Source organism: Pseudomonas sp. C8002 (assembly GCF_013385765.1).
Taxonomy (GTDB): Bacteria; Pseudomonadota; Gammaproteobacteria; order Pseudomonadales; family Pseudomonadaceae; genus Aquipseudomonas.
In genome coordinates this window covers 72935-89765 of the sequence record NZ_JACAPJ010000003.1, presented here as the reverse complement: position 1 = coordinate 89765, position 16831 = coordinate 72935, and the positions used below count along the sequence as shown (strand labels likewise).

The 16831-nt window shown below is 62.6% G+C and carries 18 protein-coding genes; 11 read left to right on the top strand and 7 right to left on the bottom strand.

Annotation, left to right across the window (positions count from 1 at the left end; translation table 11 throughout):
• Positions 1 to 9: 9 nt before the first annotated feature.
• On the bottom strand, positions 10 to 894 hold the full coding sequence (locus HX814_RS03740; protein WP_177008447.1) for a LysR family transcriptional regulator: 885 nt from the start codon (positions 892 to 894) through the stop codon (positions 10 to 12).
• A 79-nt stretch (positions 895 to 973) separates the two neighbouring features.
• On the opposite strand from HX814_RS03740, the gene HX814_RS03735 reads away from it, so the two are divergent.
• Both HX814_RS03735 and HX814_RS03730 read left to right on the top strand, forming a co-directional pair.
• The gene (locus HX814_RS03735; RefSeq protein WP_177008448.1) at positions 974 to 1669 is read left to right on the top strand and encodes a CTP synthase; all 696 of its coding nucleotides are present in this window, start codon (positions 974 to 976) and stop codon (positions 1667 to 1669) included.
• A complete protein-coding gene (locus tag HX814_RS03730) occupies positions 1666 to 1989 on the top strand; it encodes an antibiotic biosynthesis monooxygenase (protein WP_087693147.1) in 324 nt (107 codons plus the stop codon). Before HX814_RS03735 ends, HX814_RS03730 begins: the two co-directional genes overlap by 4 nt.
• Positions 1990 to 2213: 224 nt before the next feature.
• Here HX814_RS03730 and HX814_RS03725 read toward each other — a convergent pair whose 3' ends face one another.
• A complete protein-coding gene (locus HX814_RS03725) occupies positions 2214 to 2537 on the bottom strand; it encodes a DUF2025 family protein (protein ID WP_008432956.1) in 324 nt (107 codons plus the stop codon).
• A gap of 232 nt (positions 2538 to 2769) precedes the next feature.
• On the opposite strand from HX814_RS03725, the gene HX814_RS03720 reads away from it, so the two are divergent.
• Together HX814_RS03720 and HX814_RS03715 are read left to right on the top strand one after the other, a co-directional pair.
• Positions 2770 to 3897 (top strand): glycerophosphodiester phosphodiesterase, encoded by a 1128-nt coding sequence (locus tag HX814_RS03720; RefSeq protein ID WP_008432958.1) that lies wholly within the window; start codon positions 2770 to 2772, stop codon positions 3895 to 3897.
• A complete protein-coding gene (locus HX814_RS03715; RefSeq protein WP_177008449.1) occupies positions 3898 to 4575 on the top strand; it encodes a helix-turn-helix domain-containing protein in 678 nt (225 codons plus the stop codon).
• On the opposite strand, the gene HX814_RS03710 is transcribed toward HX814_RS03715, so the two are convergent.
• Positions 4516 to 5445, bottom strand: a complete 930-nt coding sequence (locus tag HX814_RS03710; protein WP_177008450.1) for a sterol desaturase family protein — start codon at positions 5443 to 5445, stop codon at positions 4516 to 4518. The genes HX814_RS03715 and HX814_RS03710 overlap by 60 nt on opposite strands.
• Positions 5446 to 5585: 140 nt before the next feature.
• On the opposite strand from HX814_RS03710, the gene HX814_RS03705 reads away from it, so the two are divergent.
• The 4 genes from HX814_RS03705 (at position 5586) to HX814_RS03690 (ending at position 10209) form a co-directional block, all read left to right on the top strand.
• Positions 5586 to 5891, top strand: coding sequence for a PepSY domain-containing protein (locus tag HX814_RS03705; protein ID WP_177008451.1), 306 nt, complete (start codon positions 5586 to 5588; stop codon positions 5889 to 5891).
• Between the two features lie 185 nt (positions 5892 to 6076).
• On the top strand, positions 6077 to 7252 hold the full coding sequence (locus tag HX814_RS03700) for a GAF domain-containing sensor histidine kinase (protein WP_177008452.1): 1176 nt from the start codon (positions 6077 to 6079) through the stop codon (positions 7250 to 7252).
• A gap of 100 nt (positions 7253 to 7352) precedes the next feature.
• A complete protein-coding gene (locus HX814_RS03695; RefSeq protein WP_003211449.1) occupies positions 7353 to 8375 on the top strand; it encodes a transporter in 1023 nt (340 codons plus the stop codon).
• Positions 8376 to 8592: 217 nt separating this feature from the next.
• Positions 8593 to 10209 (top strand): inorganic phosphate transporter, encoded by a 1617-nt coding sequence (locus HX814_RS03690; protein ID WP_008432964.1) that lies wholly within the window; start codon positions 8593 to 8595, stop codon positions 10207 to 10209.
• A 123-nt stretch (positions 10210 to 10332) separates the two neighbouring features.
• On the opposite strand, the gene HX814_RS03685 is transcribed toward HX814_RS03690, so the two are convergent.
• The 3 genes from HX814_RS03685 to HX814_RS03675 all read right to left on the bottom strand — a co-directional run bounded on the left by HX814_RS03685 (position 10333) and on the right by HX814_RS03675 (position 13017).
• Positions 10333 to 11307, bottom strand: a complete 975-nt coding sequence (locus HX814_RS03685; RefSeq protein ID WP_177008453.1) for a biotin-dependent carboxyltransferase family protein — start codon at positions 11305 to 11307, stop codon at positions 10333 to 10335.
• Positions 11304 to 12182 (bottom strand): allophanate hydrolase subunit 1, encoded by an 879-nt coding sequence (locus HX814_RS03680; protein ID WP_008432967.1) that lies wholly within the window; start codon positions 12180 to 12182, stop codon positions 11304 to 11306. The genes HX814_RS03685 and HX814_RS03680 overlap by 4 nt, the downstream gene beginning before the upstream one ends.
• A gap of 76 nt (positions 12183 to 12258) precedes the next feature.
• Entirely contained in the window at positions 12259 to 13017 is a 759-nt protein-coding gene (locus HX814_RS03675; protein WP_003211441.1) for a 5-oxoprolinase subunit PxpA, read from the bottom strand.
• A 150-nt stretch (positions 13018 to 13167) separates the two neighbouring features.
• Between HX814_RS03675 and HX814_RS03670 the strand changes: the two genes are divergently transcribed.
• On the top strand, positions 13168 to 14085 hold the full coding sequence (locus HX814_RS03670; protein ID WP_003211439.1) for a LysR family transcriptional regulator: 918 nt from the start codon (positions 13168 to 13170) through the stop codon (positions 14083 to 14085).
• On the opposite strand, the gene HX814_RS03665 is transcribed toward HX814_RS03670, so the two are convergent.
• The gene (locus HX814_RS03665; protein WP_177008454.1) at positions 14006 to 14977 is read right to left on the bottom strand and encodes a LysR family transcriptional regulator; all 972 of its coding nucleotides are present in this window, start codon (positions 14975 to 14977) and stop codon (positions 14006 to 14008) included. The two genes, HX814_RS03670 and HX814_RS03665, sit on opposite strands and share 80 nt — an antisense overlap.
• A 112-nt stretch (positions 14978 to 15089) precedes the next feature.
• On the opposite strand from HX814_RS03665, the gene HX814_RS03660 reads away from it, so the two are divergent.
• The gene (locus HX814_RS03660) at positions 15090 to 15848 is read left to right on the top strand and encodes an SDR family NAD(P)-dependent oxidoreductase (RefSeq protein ID WP_003211435.1); all 759 of its coding nucleotides are present in this window, start codon (positions 15090 to 15092) and stop codon (positions 15846 to 15848) included.
• A 57-nt stretch (positions 15849 to 15905) separates the two neighbouring features.
• Complete coding sequence (locus HX814_RS03655) at positions 15906 to 16814, top strand: LysR family transcriptional regulator (protein ID WP_102605209.1); 909 nt, start codon at positions 15906 to 15908, stop codon at positions 16812 to 16814.
• Positions 16815 to 16831: the final 17 nt, after the last annotated feature.

Here is a 16831-nt window from a genome sequence, read left to right as displayed (position 1 = left end):
CTCCCACAGTTATCTCACCGGCAAACGCACATGCTGGCCCAACTGATCAAATAACGTCACCACCGAGCGCAAGGCCCGGCAATCGGGGCGCGTCAGCAGCCACAGGGCGGTGTCGTGCCCCACCAGCGGCGGGCTCAACGGTTCCAGGTCCGCGCCCAGCAGGTAATCCGGCAACGCGGCCACGCCGAGTCCCGCGCGCACCAGCTCGGTTACCGAAACCATGCTGTTGCAGCGATAGGCTGGCATCACTCCCGGCAAGTGCTGGCGCCGCCAGGTGACGGTGGGGTGATCCGGCAGGAAGTCATCCGGCGCGATCCAGTTCAGGGCCGCCAGTTCCTCCCCCGCATGCTGGCGGGAATAGTCGGCACTGGCGCACACCCGATACGACACCGTGCCCAGGCAACGTCCTACCAGATGCTCGGGCGGTGCCTTGGTCAGGCGCAGGGCGATATCCGCATCGCGGCGACTGAGGTTGGCGAAGTCATTGGACGTGCTCAGCTCCAGGGTCAACGCCGGGTAGCCCGGCATGAACTGCGCCAGGGCCGGCAGCAACAGTGACTGCAATACCGAGTCCGTGCACGTCAGGCGCACCGTGCCGCTGATCACTTCACCGCCCTGCTCCACTCCCACACGTGCTGCCTCCAGCGCCTGTTCGGCACGTTCGGCCTGCTCGGCGAGGGTGGTGGCCAAGGTGGTGGGCAGGTAGCCGGCGCGGCTCTTTTCGAACAGCGTCTGGCCCAGTGCCGTCTCCAGCCGCCGCACCGCGCGAAACACCGTAGACACATCCACCCGCAGCAACGCCGCCGCCCGCGCAAGCGTGCCGCCGCGCACCAGGGCGAGGATCAGGGAAAGGTCTGGGTAGTCGATCTGATAGTGCGCCGCTGCATTGAACATGTGTGTTAACGCCAATATTGATTGCGTGAACGCCAATCTATAGTGAGCGCCAGGACTCAACAAGCCACGGATACCCTCGATGAATAAAACCACCCTGCACCTGGCCCTGATCGGCGACTACGATGCACAGGTCACCGCCCACCAGGCCATTCCCCTGGCGTTGCAACAGGCCGGCGCGGCGCTGGGCCTGACGGTGCGGTTCGACTGGCTGGCCACCGACACGATCAAATCCACCGAACAACTGCAGCACTACGACGGCTTCTGGTGCGTCCCCGCCAGCCCTTACCGAGACCTTGACGGCGCGCTGCTGGCCATCCGGTATGCCCGTGAACAAAAGCGCCCGTTCCTCGGCACCTGCGGCGGTTTTCAACACGCGGTGCTGGAATATGCCCGCAACGTGCTGGGCTGGGCCGACGCCGAGCATGGCGAACTGGCCCCCGACTCGCCGCGTGCAGTGCTGACACCGTTGACCTGCGCGCTGGTGGAAGCGACCGACACCATCCGCTTGATGGCCTATACCCGCATCGCCGAGGCCTACGCCACCCTGGATATCCATGAAGGCTACCGTTGCCGCTATGGCATCAATCCAGCGTTCGAAAGTGCATTGCTGGAAGCCGACCTGATTGCCAGCGGCCATGACTCGGCGGGCGACCTGCGGGCGGTGGAGCTGCTGGACCATCCGTTTTTTGTCGCCACCCTGTTCCAGCCGGAACGTGCGGCGCTTAAAGACGTCACCCCGCCGCTGGCCATTGCGCTGCTGAAGGCCTGCGCATGATCGCCAAGACACCCAAACCGCCGTACTACGCCGTGGTGTTCAGTTCATTGCGCACTGAAGGTGACAACGGTTACGGACAAGCCGCCGACCGCATGCTGGAACTGGCCCGGCAACAACCCGGTTTTCTCGGCGTGGAATCGGCGCGCGGGGACGACGGGCTGGGCATCACGGTGTCCTACTGGAGCAGCGAAGCGGAGATCCTGGCCTGGAAGCAGCACGCCGAACACACTGAGGTGCGCGAACAGGGCCGCGCCACCTGGTACTCGGCGTGCCATACGCGGGTGTGCAAGGTGGAGCGGTCTTACGCGTTCGAGCGCTGAAACCTCAGCCCGTGTAAAACACTTAATGTGGACAAGGGAGGCTCTGTGGTGAGGGCGCTTGCTGTAGTGAGGGAGCTTGCTCCCGCTGGGCTGCGAAGCGGCCCCAAAATCTTGGGAGCGCTGCGCACTCCAGCGGGAGCAAGCTCCCTCGCCACAGCAAGCTCCCAAGCCACAGCAAGCTCCCAAGCCACAAAAAGCGCTCCAGCCGCAGGGCTATGCGGCACTCAACTGACCAGACTGCGCACCGCACTGATCTGTGGAATCTCCACCCGACGCATGTACACCCGCAGCGGTTCCGTGATGTTGATGCGATCGTCGATGTTCTGGTCCAGCAACAACTGGATCCGCTCGCGGGACAAGGTCATGGCCTGCCCGTCGACCGGCAGCCAGACAAACTCGGCGGTTGGGATGATGCCGTCATCGGCCACGTCCATGCCGAAGGAGTCTTCGCTGAAACGGACGATGTACTGGCCAGTCTTGCGGTTCAGGCCGACAAAACCCTGGAGTTGGTCGGCGGCCTGGCAGATAAGCTCGGAGGTGATGCGCATGGTAAACCTCACTGAAAAGTCCTACTTGGACTGGAAAGATGGTTTACACGCGTGGCAGGAAAATCTGCCCTCTGATGGGGCAATTCAAGGCAAGAGTACTGCATCGCACCGCACAAAAGTGCAGAAAAATGGCCGGTGAACACGTTAATGTCGGTTTGGTGATAGCGCCATTCGCAAGCAATTGTTAAAAAGGAGCCCTTCTCAAAGTTACCTCCACGAAAGGACTTCGCATATGCCTGTCACGTTTACCAAGAGTGCCCTGCTGCTGGCCCTGATGCTGGGCCTTGGCCACGCACAGGCGGCAAGCCCGATCAGCCCTACCGAATTGGCCACCAACGAAGGCATTCCGCACCCCGCCGTGATTGCCCACCGTGGCGCCTCCTTCGATGCACCGGAATCCACCGCCGCCGCCTACAAAGTCGCGCGCGACCTGGGTGCCGACTACCTGGAAATGGACCTGCAACGCAGCAAGGACGGCGTGCTATTCGCCCTGCATGACAACAACCTGCAACGCACCACCGACGTCGCCACCAAGTTCCCGGAGCGCAAGGACAGCCCGGCCAACGAATTCACCTGGGCCGAGCTTAAAACCCTGGACGCCGGCAGCTGGTTCAACGCCGCCTACCCGGATCGCGCCCGCCCAGGCTTCGTCGGTTTGAAAATCCTCAGCCTGGACGAAATCATCAAGATCGCCGAAGGCAACCCGCAGCACAAACCCGGCCTGTACATCGAAACCAAGGAGCCGAAGCAATTCCCGGGCATCGAGGCCGACCTGAAGAACAAGCTGCTGGATAAAGGCTGGTTGAGCTCCACCGGCTCCAACCAGGCCCAGAAAAACATCGGCGTCGGCCAGGGCAAGGGCCGCGTGGTGCTGCAAACCTTTGAGAAAGACAGCCTGAAAGAACTGCAAAAAGAGATGCCCAACACCCCGAAAATCCTGCTGTTGTGGGTAGGTGAAGGCAGCATCGAACCGAAATCCAAGGTGCCCTTCGCCGAGTCCGGTGAGCCGAGCAAAGCCGCCTACTACGCCAAGCAGGAGCCGAAGGACGCCGCCGAGTTCGAAAAATGGATCGACGAGGCCAAGAGCCTGGGCGCCATCGGTACCGGCCCTTCGGCACAACTGACCAACCTGGGCGACCAGAGCTACTCCGACCTGGTCAAACCCGAGATGAACCAGTTGACCCACGACAAGGGCTTGCTGGTGCACGTGTACACCGTGGATGAGCCGGTGGACTTCGACAAGGTCATGAAAGCCGGCGTCGATGGCATCTTCACCAACCGCGCTGCCGAACTGCTGAAGTACTACAAGCGCTGGCCGTCCTCGAGTGTGGCCGACCTGCTGCAGGACAACGGTTACTGAGTGAGCCCCGAATGGTCAGGTCGCCTGTGGCTGGGGCCTGACTACGGGCTGATCCAGGGCATACCGGGGCGCACCGCGCCCCACGCACACTATGCCCATCAGCTGATGTTCTCCGCGGGCGGGCCGGTCACGGCCAGCCTCGATGGCCGTGCCATCACGGCCCATCGCCTGTTTATCCCGTCCAGAATGCCCCACGCCATCCTCCAAACCCATGGTGAGGTATTGATGGTGTATGCCGAACCCGGCGCCTTTGACTTCGACTCTTTGCAGGCCGCCCTGGCCGACAGTGAACGGTCCCTGGAAGCACTCGAGCGCACGCTGCGCCAATTGCCGAGACGCGCACTGGAAGATGCCAGGGTGGAGCGCGCGCTGTCGGCGCTGGATCAGCAACTGAGTGGCAAGGTCTCGGCCCAAGCCTTGGCACAGGCGGCGCACGTTTCGTTAAGCCAGCTGGAACGTTTGTTCGCCAACCAACTGGGTTTGCCGGTACGTCGCCTGGTGTTGTGGCGGCGCTTGCGAGTGGCGCTGGGACTGGCGCTCGGCGGCAGCACCCTGACCGAGGCTGCCCATGGCGCCGGGTTCGCCGATTCGGCGCATTTTTCCCGGACCATGAAACAACTATTCGGCGTCACGGCCGGGGCGTCGTTGCGCAACCTGCACGTACGAATCCTCGACTAGACCCGCGGGAACCGGCGGCTCCTTGCTCAATTGCACCGTCCTGAACGGATCGCGCAACTGCGCCACATACTCCCGCGGAAAATCCGGCCGGCTGCCAATCCCCAAGTCGCCCTGCCCCATTCGATAGTCATGGCTGTAAAACGCCGTGCCCAACAGCCAATCCCACAGATTGAAAAACAAGCCGAAATTCACATCCCCAGCCCGGCCATATTTCATATGATGAAAACGATGCACCGGCGCCCAGGCGAACACCCAGCGCAGCGGCCCCAGGCGCATGTCGACATTGGAATGCTGCAACAGCAGCTGCACGGCAATCGCCAGGGCCAGCAGCAGCGCCACCTCCGTGGGAATGCCCAGCAGGATCAACGGCACCAACCCGGCCGTGGCTTCCAGCATCTGGTGCAACGGATGCTTCATCAAGCCATTGAAGCTATACAGCCGTTGCACGCTGTGGTGCACCGCGTGCAGGCGCCACAAGGCAGCGACTCGGTGGCTGGCGTAATGCATCAAGGTGATGCCCGCATCGGCAATGAAGATCGCCAGCAGCAATTGCGCCCAGAGCGGCCACGCCCGCGGCCATACACCGTCGACGGCCAACAGCGCGGTCAGCACCGGCAAGATCAACAAGCCCGCCGCATTGAGGCCCTCATTGACCAACGCGTGAATCAAGTCGCGACGACGATCACCCTGGTTGCGATTCCACTGCGGCTCATAGGGCAACCACCACTCGGCGATAAACGACACCGCCACCGCCAGAACAAATACCAGCCCCAGCCACTGCAGCGCATCCCTCTGCACCAGCCACAGCGCCCACCCGATAAACCCTGCCCAGAACAAGGGCGCATACACCCAGGCCATTAACTGTTTCATCTGTGCCTCCCGTAAGTGAGACGCCAGCATGAAACCCCGCACTCGCCGCCGATTGAACAAACGGCGCAATCTTAAGGGTGAGTTAAGTTGCGCTGGTTAACCTGATCCCACTTAAACAGCTCACCCCAAAGGATCACATCATGAAAAACCTGACCGCTCTGTTCGCTGCTGCCGCCTTGACCCTTACCGCTGGCTTGGCCCAGGCCGACGTTCGCCCGGACCATATTCCGGGCCTGCTCAAGTCCGGTGCCGTGATGGATTTTGAAAAGCTCAACACCAAGGCCGTGGCCCAGCACAAAGGCGCCACCATCGTTGACACCGAACTGGAAGACAACGCCGGCCGCCTGGTCTACGAGACCGAACTGCGTGACACCGCCAATGTGAAGTGGGACGTGAAGCTGGATGCCAAGACCGGCGAAGTCCTGGAAAACAAGCAAGACACTTGAGTTGAACCGCAAAAACGCCGCGCCGCCTTCGGGCCGCGCGGCTTTTTTATGCGCGCTCGTCGCCCAGAAGAGCAATTAGTCTAATTAGCGTGAACGAATTTGTACCTTACGCCGCCAAGCTCGCTAGAATCCCAACCATCAGCCAAGGCACAACGCCAGCAGCATCAGGACCGGAACCGTTCGCCATGGGGCAAAAAGCCGTCGACATTGCCACCATTGGCAGAATCAGCGCCGTCCCGGCGATTCTCCAGGTAGTCAGCGAGATGACCGGCTTGCGTTTTGCGGCCGTGGCCCGGGTCACCGACGATTCCTGGACCGCCTGCGCCGTGCGCGACCAACTGGACTTCGGCCTGCCCGTGGGTGGCGAGCTGGACCTGACCACCACCCTGTGCCACGAAATACGCGACTCCCACGTCTCGATCGTGATCGACAAAGCCAGCGAAGACCCGCTGTATCGCGACCACCACACGCCGCGTATCTACCACTTTGAAAGCTACATCTCGGTGCCGGTGTTCCGCACCGACGGGCGTTTCTTCGGCACCATCTGTGCCCTGGACCCGAACCCGGCGCAACTGCGCAGCAGCACCATCCAGTCGACCATGGAGTCGTTTGCCCGGGTGCTGTCGCTGCAGATCGAAGCCGAAGAAAGCCTCCAGCAGACCGAAGCCGACCTGCAGCAGGAGCGGGAAACCGCCGAACTGCGCGAACAATTCATCGCCGTGCTCGGCCACGACCTGCGCAACCCGCTGTTCGCCATCAACGTCGGCGCCGAACGGCTGCTGCGCAAACACCCGGACCCGGCCACCGACACGCTGGTGCGGCACATGCTGGCCAGCGGCCGCCGGGCCTCGCAACTGGTGGAAGACGTACTGGACTTTGCCCGCGGGCGAATGGGCAGCGGCATCCCGGTGAACATCAGTGAATGCACCGGGCTTGAAGACACTTTGCAGCATGTGGTGGAAGAGGTGCAGCACGTGCACCCCAAGCGGCTGATTCACGCCCACATCGGCAATCTCAAGGGTGTGAAAGGCGACCGCGAGCGGCTCGCGCAATTGCTCTCCAACCTGGTGGCCAACGCCATCAGCCACGGCAACCCGCAAGGACCGGTTGAAGTCAGTGCGCAGGTCAACGCCGGCACGTTTGAGTTAACGGTGAAAAACCTTGGGCTGATCAGTGAGCAAGCCATGCCGCTGCTGTTCCAGCCCTACTCCCGACCGACGGGCGCCCTGCCCCAGGCCGGGTTGGGCCTGGGGTTGTACATCGTCAAGCAGATTGCCGACGCCCATGGCGGGCGGCTGGAAGTGTCTTCCCACGAGCAGGACGGCACGGTGTTCAGCTTCAGCTTGCCCGCGGGCGATTGACGGCCACCTCAAACCGTCACAAAAGCGTCAAATTCAGTTGCCATGATGCGCTCAAGTGAACCTGTGAAATTTCCTACAGGCACTTTCCCTGCGAGCCTCCATGAACCACAGCATCGACCACAGCCACCAGGACTCCGACCTGTTTGGCTTGCTCTACGGTTTTCGTTTCCGCCCCGGTGAAAAGGGCGAACAGATAGATTCAGCCACTGCCCTTGCGGCCTTGCAGCAGCCCGGTGACCCCGACGAATTCCTCTGGCTGCATTTGAACCTGGCCCACGCCGCGTGCGAGCGCTGGATGCAGGCGCACCTGAACCTGCCGGAAGAATTCTTCGAAGCCTTGCACGAAGGCTCACGCTCCACCCGCATCGAACACGTGGACTCGGCCTTGCTGGCGGTGGTCAACGACGTGGTCTTCAACTTCAGCAGCATGGTGTCTTCAGACATTTCCACCCTATGGGTGTGCGCCCGCAGTCGGCTGCTGATCAGCGCGCGCCTGCAACCGCTGCATTCGGTGGACAAGCTGCGCTCGTCGGTTAAGGCCGGTGAACACTTTCGCTCGCCGCTGGAACTGCTGGTGCATTTGCTGCGGGACCAGGGCGAGGTGCTGACACAGATCGTGCGCAAGACCAGCCTCAGCGTCGACCAGATCGAGGACCAGTTGCTGTCGTCACGCCTGTCCACCAACCGCGCCGAACTGGGTGCCGCGCGCCGGGTGCTGGTGCGCCTGCAACGGTTGCTGGCGCTGGAGCCGGGCTCGTTGCTGCGGCTGCTCAATCGTCCGCCCCAGTGGCTGCAGAAGGAAGACGTGAAAGAGCTGCGCAAATCCACCGAGGAGTTTGCGCTGATCATCAACGACCTGATGGCGTTGGGTGAGCGCATCAAGCTGCTGCAGGAAGAGATCGCCGCCAACCTCAACGAACAGAGCAACCGCACGTTGTTCACCCTGACCGTGGTCACGGTGCTGGCGTTGCCGATCAACATCATTGCCGGTTTTTTTGGCATGAACGTTGGTGGCGTGCCGCTCTCCACAGATCCGGAAGGCTTCTGGATTCTGGTGGCGCTGGTGGCGACATTCACCCTGATTGCCGGACGCTGGGCGTTCCGCAAGCGCAAGGATTATTGAATTTGAAATGCGATCAAGTGTGGGAGCTGGCTTGCCTGCGATAGCGGTGGTGACTGATACACCGCTATCGCAGGCAAGCCAGCTCCCACATTTTATCGGCGGTGTTTTATAGACCGGCGGCAACTTCAATTCCCTAAACACTGATTTGCCGCAGCATCTCTGTAACATTCTGCAACGATCATGACGGATATCCTCTCTCAACACTGGATGTTCCGGCATGGCAACCCCTTCGCTGACCGCCTCCACCGCCTCCGTCACCAACGATCCCAAACCGCGCCTGGACAAAAAACCGGGCCTGGTGACGGTGATCATTTTCTTCGCCGTACTCGCCATGGGCCTGTTGTTCACCGCCTACAGCCTGATGCACGACATGCACGAGCTGGGCACGGTGGTCACCACCTGGACGCCGTTCCTGCTGCTGGGCGTGGCGCTGTTGATCGCCCTGGGCTTCGAGTTCGTCAACGGCTTCCACGACACCGCCAACGCGGTGGCCACGGTGATTTACACCAACTCATTGCCACCGCATTTCGCGGTGGTGTGGTCGGGCTTTTTCAACTTCCTCGGCGTGCTGCTATCCAGCGGCGCGGTGGCGTTCGGCATCATCGCCCTGCTGCCGGTAGAGCTGATTTTGCAGGTCGGCTCCTCCGCCGGCTTTGCGATGATCTTCGCGCTGTTGATCGCCGCGATCCTGTGGAACCTCGGCACCTGGTGGCTGGGGTTGCCGGCGTCGTCGTCCCACACCTTGATCGGCTCGATCATCGGCGTGGGCGTGGCCAACGCCCTGATGCATGGCCGCGACGGCACCAGCGGTGTGGACTGGGGCCAGGCGATCAAGATCGGTTATGCGCTGCTGCTGTCGCCGCTGATCGGCTTCGCCTTCGCCGCCCTGCTGTTGCTGGCGCTGCGGGCCTTCGTGAAAAATCGCTCGCTGTACAAAGCGCCAAAAGGCGATACCCCGCCGCCTTGGTGGATTCGCGGCATGCTGATCGCCACCTGCACCGGTGTGTCGTTTGCCCACGGGTCCAACGACGGCCAAAAAGGTATGGGCCTGATCATGTTGATCCTGGTGGGCACCCTGCCGATGGCCTACGCGTTGAACCGCACCATGCCGGCCGGTGAGTCGTTGCAGTTTGCCGCGGTGGCCGAAGTCACCCAGGCCGCCCTGGTAAAAGCGGCGCCGCAACTGGCTCCCGCCGACTCTCGCGGCACCTTGTCGACCTACGTACGCACCAAGGAAGCCACCCCGGAACTGGTGCCCGCCCTGGCGGCCATCACCGGGCATATCGGTGAGGAAGTGAAGAGCTACGGCTCCCTCGCCGCCGTTCCGGCCGAGGCCGTGGGCAACGTGCGTAACGACATGTACCTGACCAGCGAAACCATCCGCCTGATGGACAAGGGCAAGGTCGGCAACTTCGACGCCGACACCCAGAACAAGCTGCAACTGTTCAAGCAACAGATCGACAACGCCACACGGTTTATCCCGCTGTGGGTCAAGATCGCCGTGGCCATCGCCCTCGGGCTCGGCACCATGGTCGGCTGGAAACGTATCGTGGTGACCGTGGGCGAGAAGATCGGCAAGACCCACCTGACCTACGCCCAGGGCGCATCCGCCGAGATGGTGGCAATGCTGACCATCGGCGCGGCAGACATGTATGGCTTGCCGGTGTCCACCACCCATGTGTTGTCGTCGGGTGTGGCCGGGACCATGGTGGCGAACGGCGGTGGCTTGCAGATGAAGACCATCCGCAACTTGCTGATGGCCTGGGTGCTGACGTTACCGGCGGCGATTCTGTTATCGGGTAGCCTGTACTGGCTATTCACCCAATTGTTCTGACACAACCCGATAAAAATGTGGGAGCGGGCTTGCTCGCGAATGCGGTGGCTCAGTCACAGACTTATTGACTGACACTCCGCTTTCGCGAGCAAGCCCGCTCCCACATTGGGTTCAGTGGTGAGTTCAGGTGCTAAACAACCCGCCCATCAGCTTCAGCCGCTTCTTGTACACCCGCCGCGCCTCCAACGCTTCCTCCAGCGTCACCGCCACAAACCCCGCCCGCTGGTTCGGTTGCATCTGCCCGATCAGATCCAGGTCGGCACTGATCACCGTGCCAATCATCGCGTAGCCCCCGCCCGACACCGCGTCCCGGTGCAGCACGATCGGCTCCAGACCCGCCGGCACCTGGATCGAACCGATGGGGTAGCAACTGTCGACGATGTTCGACGGATCGGACCCGGCGCCAAACGGCTGTTCCCGTGGCTGAAAGCTCAAGGCATTGCCGCCCTTGAAGCGATAGCCGATGCGGTCGGCCTCCGACCCCACCGTCCAGGGCTCGGCAAAAAAGCTGCTTTTGGCGGCGGGCGTCAGGCGCTCGTAGTACAGCCCCGGCACCACCCGCAGGGTCACGTCCCCACCCACCGATTGGCGCAACGCCATGGGCAAACTGTTCCCCGCCCGGCCTTTGCCGCTGGCTTCGCCCACGGGCAGTTCATCACCCTCCACCAGCCGCCGCCCCTGAAACCCGCCCAATGCGCCGAGGGTGTAAGTCGAGCGACTGCCCAACACCAGCGGCACATCGATGCCACCGGCCACCGCCAGGTAAGTCCGTGCGCCGGCCTTGGGAAATTCAAAGCGCAGCACTTGCCCGGCGCGCACTTCAAACGCGGTGTCCTGATGCACCACTACGCCGTCCAGGCGCGGCGACATCAGCGCCCCGCACAACGCCACCAGGGCATCCTGCTGAAACTCCAGCTCCGGCCCGATCAACGTGCATTCCAGCCCGGCAGCGCCGATGGGGTTGCCCACCAGGTGGTTGGCCGCGCTCAACGCGTATTGGTCCAGGGCGCCGGATGGCGGGATGCCGAGGTGGTAATAACCTTCGCGGCCAAGATCCTGCACGGAGGTGGCGAGGCCGGGTTTGAGTACCTTGATCATGCCAGCGCCTCCTGCAAGGTTTTCGGGTAGCCGATGGGGTCGGCGAGAAAGGCGTCGAGGGAAAACTCCACCGGGCGGATGCGCAGGTCGAAGCGCCCTGCGTCCACTTCTGCCACGGCCAGGTCATAGGCGTCGCGGTCCATGGGTTTGAACTGCACGATGTCGCCGGGGCGGAAGAACACCATGTGCTCTTTCAGGTAAGCCAGTTGCTGTTGCGGGTCGTAGATCGGCGCCGGGGTGACGCCGAACATCTGGTAACCGCCGGCGCCGCGTACCGAATAGATACAGCCGAAGCAGCCGCCGTGGCCGAGGGTCAATTTCGGCGTGTCGGTGCGTGGGCGCAGGTACTTGGGCACCTGCAACTGCCGCTCGCGTTCCACCATCTGGAACATGAACGGCAAGCCCGCCACAAACCCCACCATCGAGACAAACCACGGCGCGCCACTGTGGGCCGCGATAAACGCGTCCACATCCGCCAGGCCGTTGATCCGCGCTGCGTATTCCAGGTCGGTACCGGTCGGGTCCTGATGACGGTCGCGAAAGCGCATCAGGGTTTCATGGGTCCAGGGGTCGTTGTACAGCACCGGGATTTCGATGATGCGGGTGTGCAAGGTACGTTCGGCCACGGCCTGGGCTTCGGCGCTTTGTACCGCGTCGAGCAGCACGTGGGGCGCGATGCGGTCCGGGTCGAAACGAATCTGGAACGAGGCATTTGCCAGGCAGACGTCCAGCACACCGTCCAGGGCCAGGCGTTCCACCGCGCGGGTGACGGCCATGCCCTTGAAGAAAGCCTCCAGGGACATGCTCTCGCTGACCTCGGCAAACAGGTGTTCATCACCGCCAAAGCTGTAGCGGATCGGAGAAGATTCAGCCATGTCTGTTCCTCTTGGAATCATTGTAGAAAGGCAGGCAAAAAATCAATCAGACCCGGTGTCTGGGCACCGGTGTCGGTCAGCGGGGTGTGCGCACTTCGATGCCCGCCTGATCCAGCGCTTCACGGGTGGCTTCCACCAGTTCAAGGGCGCCGGGGGTGTCGCTGTGCAGGCAGATGGAATCGAATTCGATAAACAGGTCTTCCCCTTCCACCGTACGTACCAGCCCGGTCTGGCAAGCCCGTAGTACGCGCGCCGCAACCGTCGCCGGATCCAGCGCCCGCACATTGCGGGTAAACACGATGGAGCCGGTGAGATCGTACTCACGGTCGGCATAAAACTCCCGCACCACCGGCTGGCCGAGTTCCTTGGCGATACGCCAGATCACCGAATTCGGCATGCAATACAGCAGCAGCGTGGGCTCCAGCCGTTGCAGGTTTTCCACCAGCAACCGCGCCGCTTCTTCATCCCGCGCCAGGTGCATATACAGCGCGCCGTGGGGCTTGATGTGTTGCAGCGTGAGGCCCTGCACCCGGGCAATTTCCCGCAGGGCGCCGAGTTGATAGAGCATGTCGTCCACCAGCTCCTGGGCCGGGGCGTTGATATGGCGTCGGCCGAAACCTACGAGGTCGCGAAACCCCGGGTGCGCGCCAATCGCCACGCCCAACTGCTTGGCGCGTTCGACGGTACGGCGCATGGTGCCCGGGTCGCCGGCGTGAAAGCCGGTGGCGATGTTGGCCGAGCTGATGTAGGCCATCAGTTCGCTGTCGACGCCGTCGCCGATGGTCCAGGGGCCGAAGCCTTCGCCCATGTCAGAGTTGAAATCCACTGCCTGCATCGGGGTCGCTCCGTTGAAGTTCTTGCGATGGAAATTAGGCTGCCCCTTGACCCCTTGGGAAGATCTATTATCAGATGGCCCATCTTCTGAAAATCAGATACCCGATACTGATCGTTCCCACGCAGAGCGTGGGAACGAGCGGAGAAACCAATGTCCCTGACCCTGCGCCAAATCCGCTACTTCGTCGCCACCGCCGAAATCGGCCAGATCTCCCAGGCGGCGATTCACCTGAACATCTCCCAATCGGCGGTGACCACCGCGATCAAGGAGCTGGAGGCGATGCTCGGCGCGCAGCTATTCGTGCGCTCGGCCCAGGGCATGAGCCTGACCGACGCCGGGCGGCATTTCCTCAACCGGGCGTATGTGATTGTGCGCAGCGTCGACGATGCCCTGAACAGCCCGCTGCCGGACTACCGCGCCAGCGGCGTATTGCGGGTGGCCGCCAGCTACACCGTGCTCGGTTACTTCCTGCCGCACCACTTGCAGCGCATGGAACACTGGCACCCGGACGTGACCATCGAGGTGTTCGAACAGGAACGCCAGGCCATCGAACACGGCCTGCTCAACGGCCAGTTCGACATGGCCGTGGTGCTCACCGCCAACCTCACCCACGCGGATATCGTCTCGGAAATCCTCTTCAACTCCGAACGCCGCCTGTGGCTGCCCAGCCATCACCCGTTGTGCGAACGCCCCGCCGTGAGCCTCGCCGATGTGGCCAGGGAGCCGTACATTTTCCTCACCGTCGACGAAGCCGAACAAAGCGCCATGCGCTACTGGGAACAGGCCGGGCAAACCCCCAAGGTGCGGCTGCGCACCAGTTCGGTGGAGGCAGTGCGCAGCATGGTCGCCAACGGCAGCGGCGTGGCGATCTTGTCAGACCTGGTGCATCGCCCGTGGTCACTGGAAGGCAAACGCATCGAAACCGTGAGCGTCACCGACAAGGTCACGCCCATGAGCGTCGGCCTGGCCTGGCACCGCGAGCGCGATTTCACGCCGGCGATGCAGGCGTTTCGGGATTACTTCCATGATGCATTCCTGGCGCCGCAGCAGTTGTCTGCCCGGCGTTGAAAGCAGCCTGCAAGGTGGCGGCCAGCCAATCCATGAACACCCGCACCCGCAGCGGCAAATGCCGTTGGCCGGCGTACAGCAGGGACACGTCCAGTGCCGGCGCCGGATAGTCCGGCAGCACCGCCACCAACTCGCCGCTGGCCAGTTGATCGTGAATGCCCAGGGCGGGCACCTGGGTCAGGCCAAAGCCACCGATGCACGCCGCCCGGTAAGCGTCGGTGCTGTTGACCGTGACGCGCCCGGCCATGGAAATCCGCTGCACCTTGTTGCCTTGTACGTATTCAAACCCTGGGGAACGTGAACCCAGCGGGCGTACGTAATGCACCAACTGATGGTGAGCCAAATCAGCGAGCGTCCTGGGTACGCCGTAACGCTTCAGGTACGCAGCACTGGCGCAGTTGATCATCGGCATGCTGCACAACAAGCGGGCTACCACCGACTGGTCCGGCTGCGCACCGACGCGCAAGACGCAGTCGAAACCTTCCGCCAGCAAATCAACCTGGCGGTCGGTGCTGCTGATTTCCAGCTCGATCAGCGGGTGCAGGTCCATGAACTCGGGCAGGCGCGGCAGGATCAATTCCCGGGCCATGACATTGGGCATGTCCACCCGAATGCGCCCCGCCAGCTGCGCTTCATCCTGGCGAAACAAGCCTTCCAGCTCTTCCATGTGCGACAGCAAATCCTTGCTGCGCTCATACAGCACGCGCCCGTCCTGGGTCGCCTGAACCTTGCGCGTGGTGCGCTGCAACAGGCGCGCGCCCAGCAACTCTTCCAGCGCCTGCACATGCTCGGAAACCGTGGAGCGCGGCAAGCCCAGGCTCTCGCCCGCCTGGGTGAAACTCGACAGTTCGGCAACGCGCACGAAGGTACGCAACAACTCTAGTTTGTTCATGGGATTGTTCGCCTTATCCGGCCAGTGATTCCGGTTTAGCTCTGTTTATCACGTTATGGCCGGACAAATACACTCAGTCCCACTAACCATCACACGCCCCGAGGACTTCACCATGACCCGTAAAATCGCACTCATCACCGGCGCCAGCCGCGGCCTGGGCAAAAGCGCTGCGCTGCACCTGGCGGCACAAGGCGTCGACATTATCGGTACCTACAACAGCGCGGCGGACGAAGCCCAGGCCGTGGTCGCCCAAGTCGAAGCGCTGGGCGGCAAGGCGGCCATGCTGCAACTGGACGTCAGCCAGAGTTCCACCTTCGAGGCGTTCACCGCCCAGGTCGGCTCGGTATTGAAGGACGTATTCGGCCAGGCGCACTTCAACTTCCTGATCAACAACGCCGGGATCGGCGCCCACGCCAGCTTCGCCGACACCACCGAAGCGCAGTTCGACCAACTGGTGGCGATCCACTTCAAGGGCCCGTTTTTCCTGACCCAGAAACTGCTGCCGCTGATCAGTGACGGTGGCCGCATCATCAATATCTCCAGCGGCCTCGCGCGCTTCAGCCTGCCGGGTTATTCGGCCTACGCCTCGATGAAAGGCGCGGTGGAAGTGCTGACCCGCTACCAGGCCAAGGAACTGGGTGCCCGTGGCATCACCGTGAACACCCTGGCCCCCGGCGCGATTGCCACCGACTTCAGCGGCGGCGTGGTGCGCGACAATCCGGACGTGAACGCGATGGTCGCCAACAACACCGCCCTCGGTCGCGCGGGCTTGCCGGATGACATTGGCGGAGCGATTTCCACCCTGCTGGCCGACGGCAGCAACTGGATCACCGGGCAACGGGTCGAGGCCTCGGGCGGGATGTTTCTGTAACGCGCTCGGATTCTCCGCTAGCATCAATGCTTTCGGATACCTGACAGGCAATCACCCATGAGTTTTGATCCAGGACTGGCCGGTGGCATGGGCGTACTGGCCGCCGTGGTCGACAGCGGCAGTTTCGCCCGCGCCGCCGACAGCCTGGAGATGACGCCTTCGGGGGTCAGCCGGGCCATTTCGCGGCTGGAAAAACGCCTGGGAATCCGCCTGTTCGACCGCACCACCCGCTCGGTGCAATTGACCGACGAGGGCCGGCGTTTCTACCAGGAAATCGCCCCGCTGCTGGCCGGCCTGGAAGAAGCCGCCAGCTCGGCGGCCGACAGCGCCCTGACGGTTCGCGGGCGGTTGCGGGTGAACATCGACCCGTACTTTTCGCGGCTGGTGCTGGGGCCGGTGCTGGGTGAATTCATGAGCCAATACCCGCAGCTGCAGTTGGACCTGCACACGCGGGATCAACTCGGGGACCTGGTGGCGGATGGCTTTGACCTGGCCATCCGTTTTGGCATTCCGCAATCGTCCTCGCTGATCGCCCGCAAGTTGATGGAAGTGCGGGTGCTGACGTTGGCCTCGCCAGCTTATCTCGAGCGGCATGGTCGCCCTTCACACCCCAAGGACCTGGAAGACGGCCAGCACGTGTGCATCGACTTTCGCGACTCCCAGACCGGCCGGCCGTTTGGCTGGGAATTCCACCGGCCGGGCGAGCAGGTCAACATCGCCACCAGCGGGCGGCTGGTGGTCAACGATGCAGGGACCTTGTACAGCGTGTGCGAACACGGCCATGCCGTGGCGCAAATGCTCGACCTTGGGCTGGCACCGGCGCTGGAATCCGGCGCGTTGATCGAGTTATTTCCCGACTGGCCCGACGAGCGCTTCCCGTTGTATGCCTTCTACCCATCGCGGCATTTGCCGGCGGCAAAGGTGCGGGCATTCCTCGATTTTGTGGCCGCCCTACAACCCCTGTAGGAGCTGGCTTGCCGGCG

Excerpts from the sequence above, each read along its gene's own strand:
- HX814_RS03740 (WP_177008447.1), bottom strand. The coding sequence starts at position 894 with ATGTTCAATGCAGCGGCGCACTATCAGATCGACTACCCAGACCTTTCC.
- HX814_RS03735 (WP_177008448.1), top strand. The coding sequence starts at position 974 with ATGAATAAAACCACCCTGCACCTGGCCCTGATCGGCGACTACGATGCA.
- HX814_RS03730 (WP_087693147.1), top strand. The coding sequence starts at position 1,666 with ATGATCGCCAAGACACCCAAACCGCCGTACTACGCCGTGGTGTTCAGT.
- HX814_RS03725 (WP_008432956.1), bottom strand. The coding sequence starts at position 2,537 with ATGCGCATCACCTCCGAGCTTATCTGCCAGGCCGCCGACCAACTCCAG.
- HX814_RS03720 (WP_008432958.1), top strand. The coding sequence starts at position 2,770 with ATGCCTGTCACGTTTACCAAGAGTGCCCTGCTGCTGGCCCTGATGCTG.
- HX814_RS03710 (WP_177008450.1), bottom strand. The coding sequence starts at position 5,445 with ATGAAACAGTTAATGGCCTGGGTGTATGCGCCCTTGTTCTGGGCAGGG.
- HX814_RS03705 (WP_177008451.1), top strand. The coding sequence starts at position 5,586 with ATGAAAAACCTGACCGCTCTGTTCGCTGCTGCCGCCTTGACCCTTACC.
- HX814_RS03700 (WP_177008452.1), top strand. The coding sequence starts at position 6,077 with ATGGGGCAAAAAGCCGTCGACATTGCCACCATTGGCAGAATCAGCGCC.
- HX814_RS03695 (WP_003211449.1), top strand. The coding sequence starts at position 7,353 with ATGAACCACAGCATCGACCACAGCCACCAGGACTCCGACCTGTTTGGC.
- HX814_RS03690 (WP_008432964.1), top strand. The coding sequence starts at position 8,593 with ATGGCAACCCCTTCGCTGACCGCCTCCACCGCCTCCGTCACCAACGAT.
- HX814_RS03685 (WP_177008453.1), bottom strand. The coding sequence starts at position 11,307 with ATGATCAAGGTACTCAAACCCGGCCTCGCCACCTCCGTGCAGGATCTT.
- HX814_RS03680 (WP_008432967.1), bottom strand. The coding sequence starts at position 12,182 with ATGGCTGAATCTTCTCCGATCCGCTACAGCTTTGGCGGTGATGAACAC.
- HX814_RS03675 (WP_003211441.1), bottom strand. The coding sequence starts at position 13,017 with ATGCAGGCAGTGGATTTCAACTCTGACATGGGCGAAGGCTTCGGCCCC.
- HX814_RS03670 (WP_003211439.1), top strand. The coding sequence starts at position 13,168 with ATGTCCCTGACCCTGCGCCAAATCCGCTACTTCGTCGCCACCGCCGAA.
- HX814_RS03665 (WP_177008454.1), bottom strand. The coding sequence starts at position 14,977 with ATGAACAAACTAGAGTTGTTGCGTACCTTCGTGCGCGTTGCCGAACTG.
- HX814_RS03660 (WP_003211435.1), top strand. The coding sequence starts at position 15,090 with ATGACCCGTAAAATCGCACTCATCACCGGCGCCAGCCGCGGCCTGGGC.
- HX814_RS03655 (WP_102605209.1), top strand. The coding sequence starts at position 15,906 with ATGAGTTTTGATCCAGGACTGGCCGGTGGCATGGGCGTACTGGCCGCC.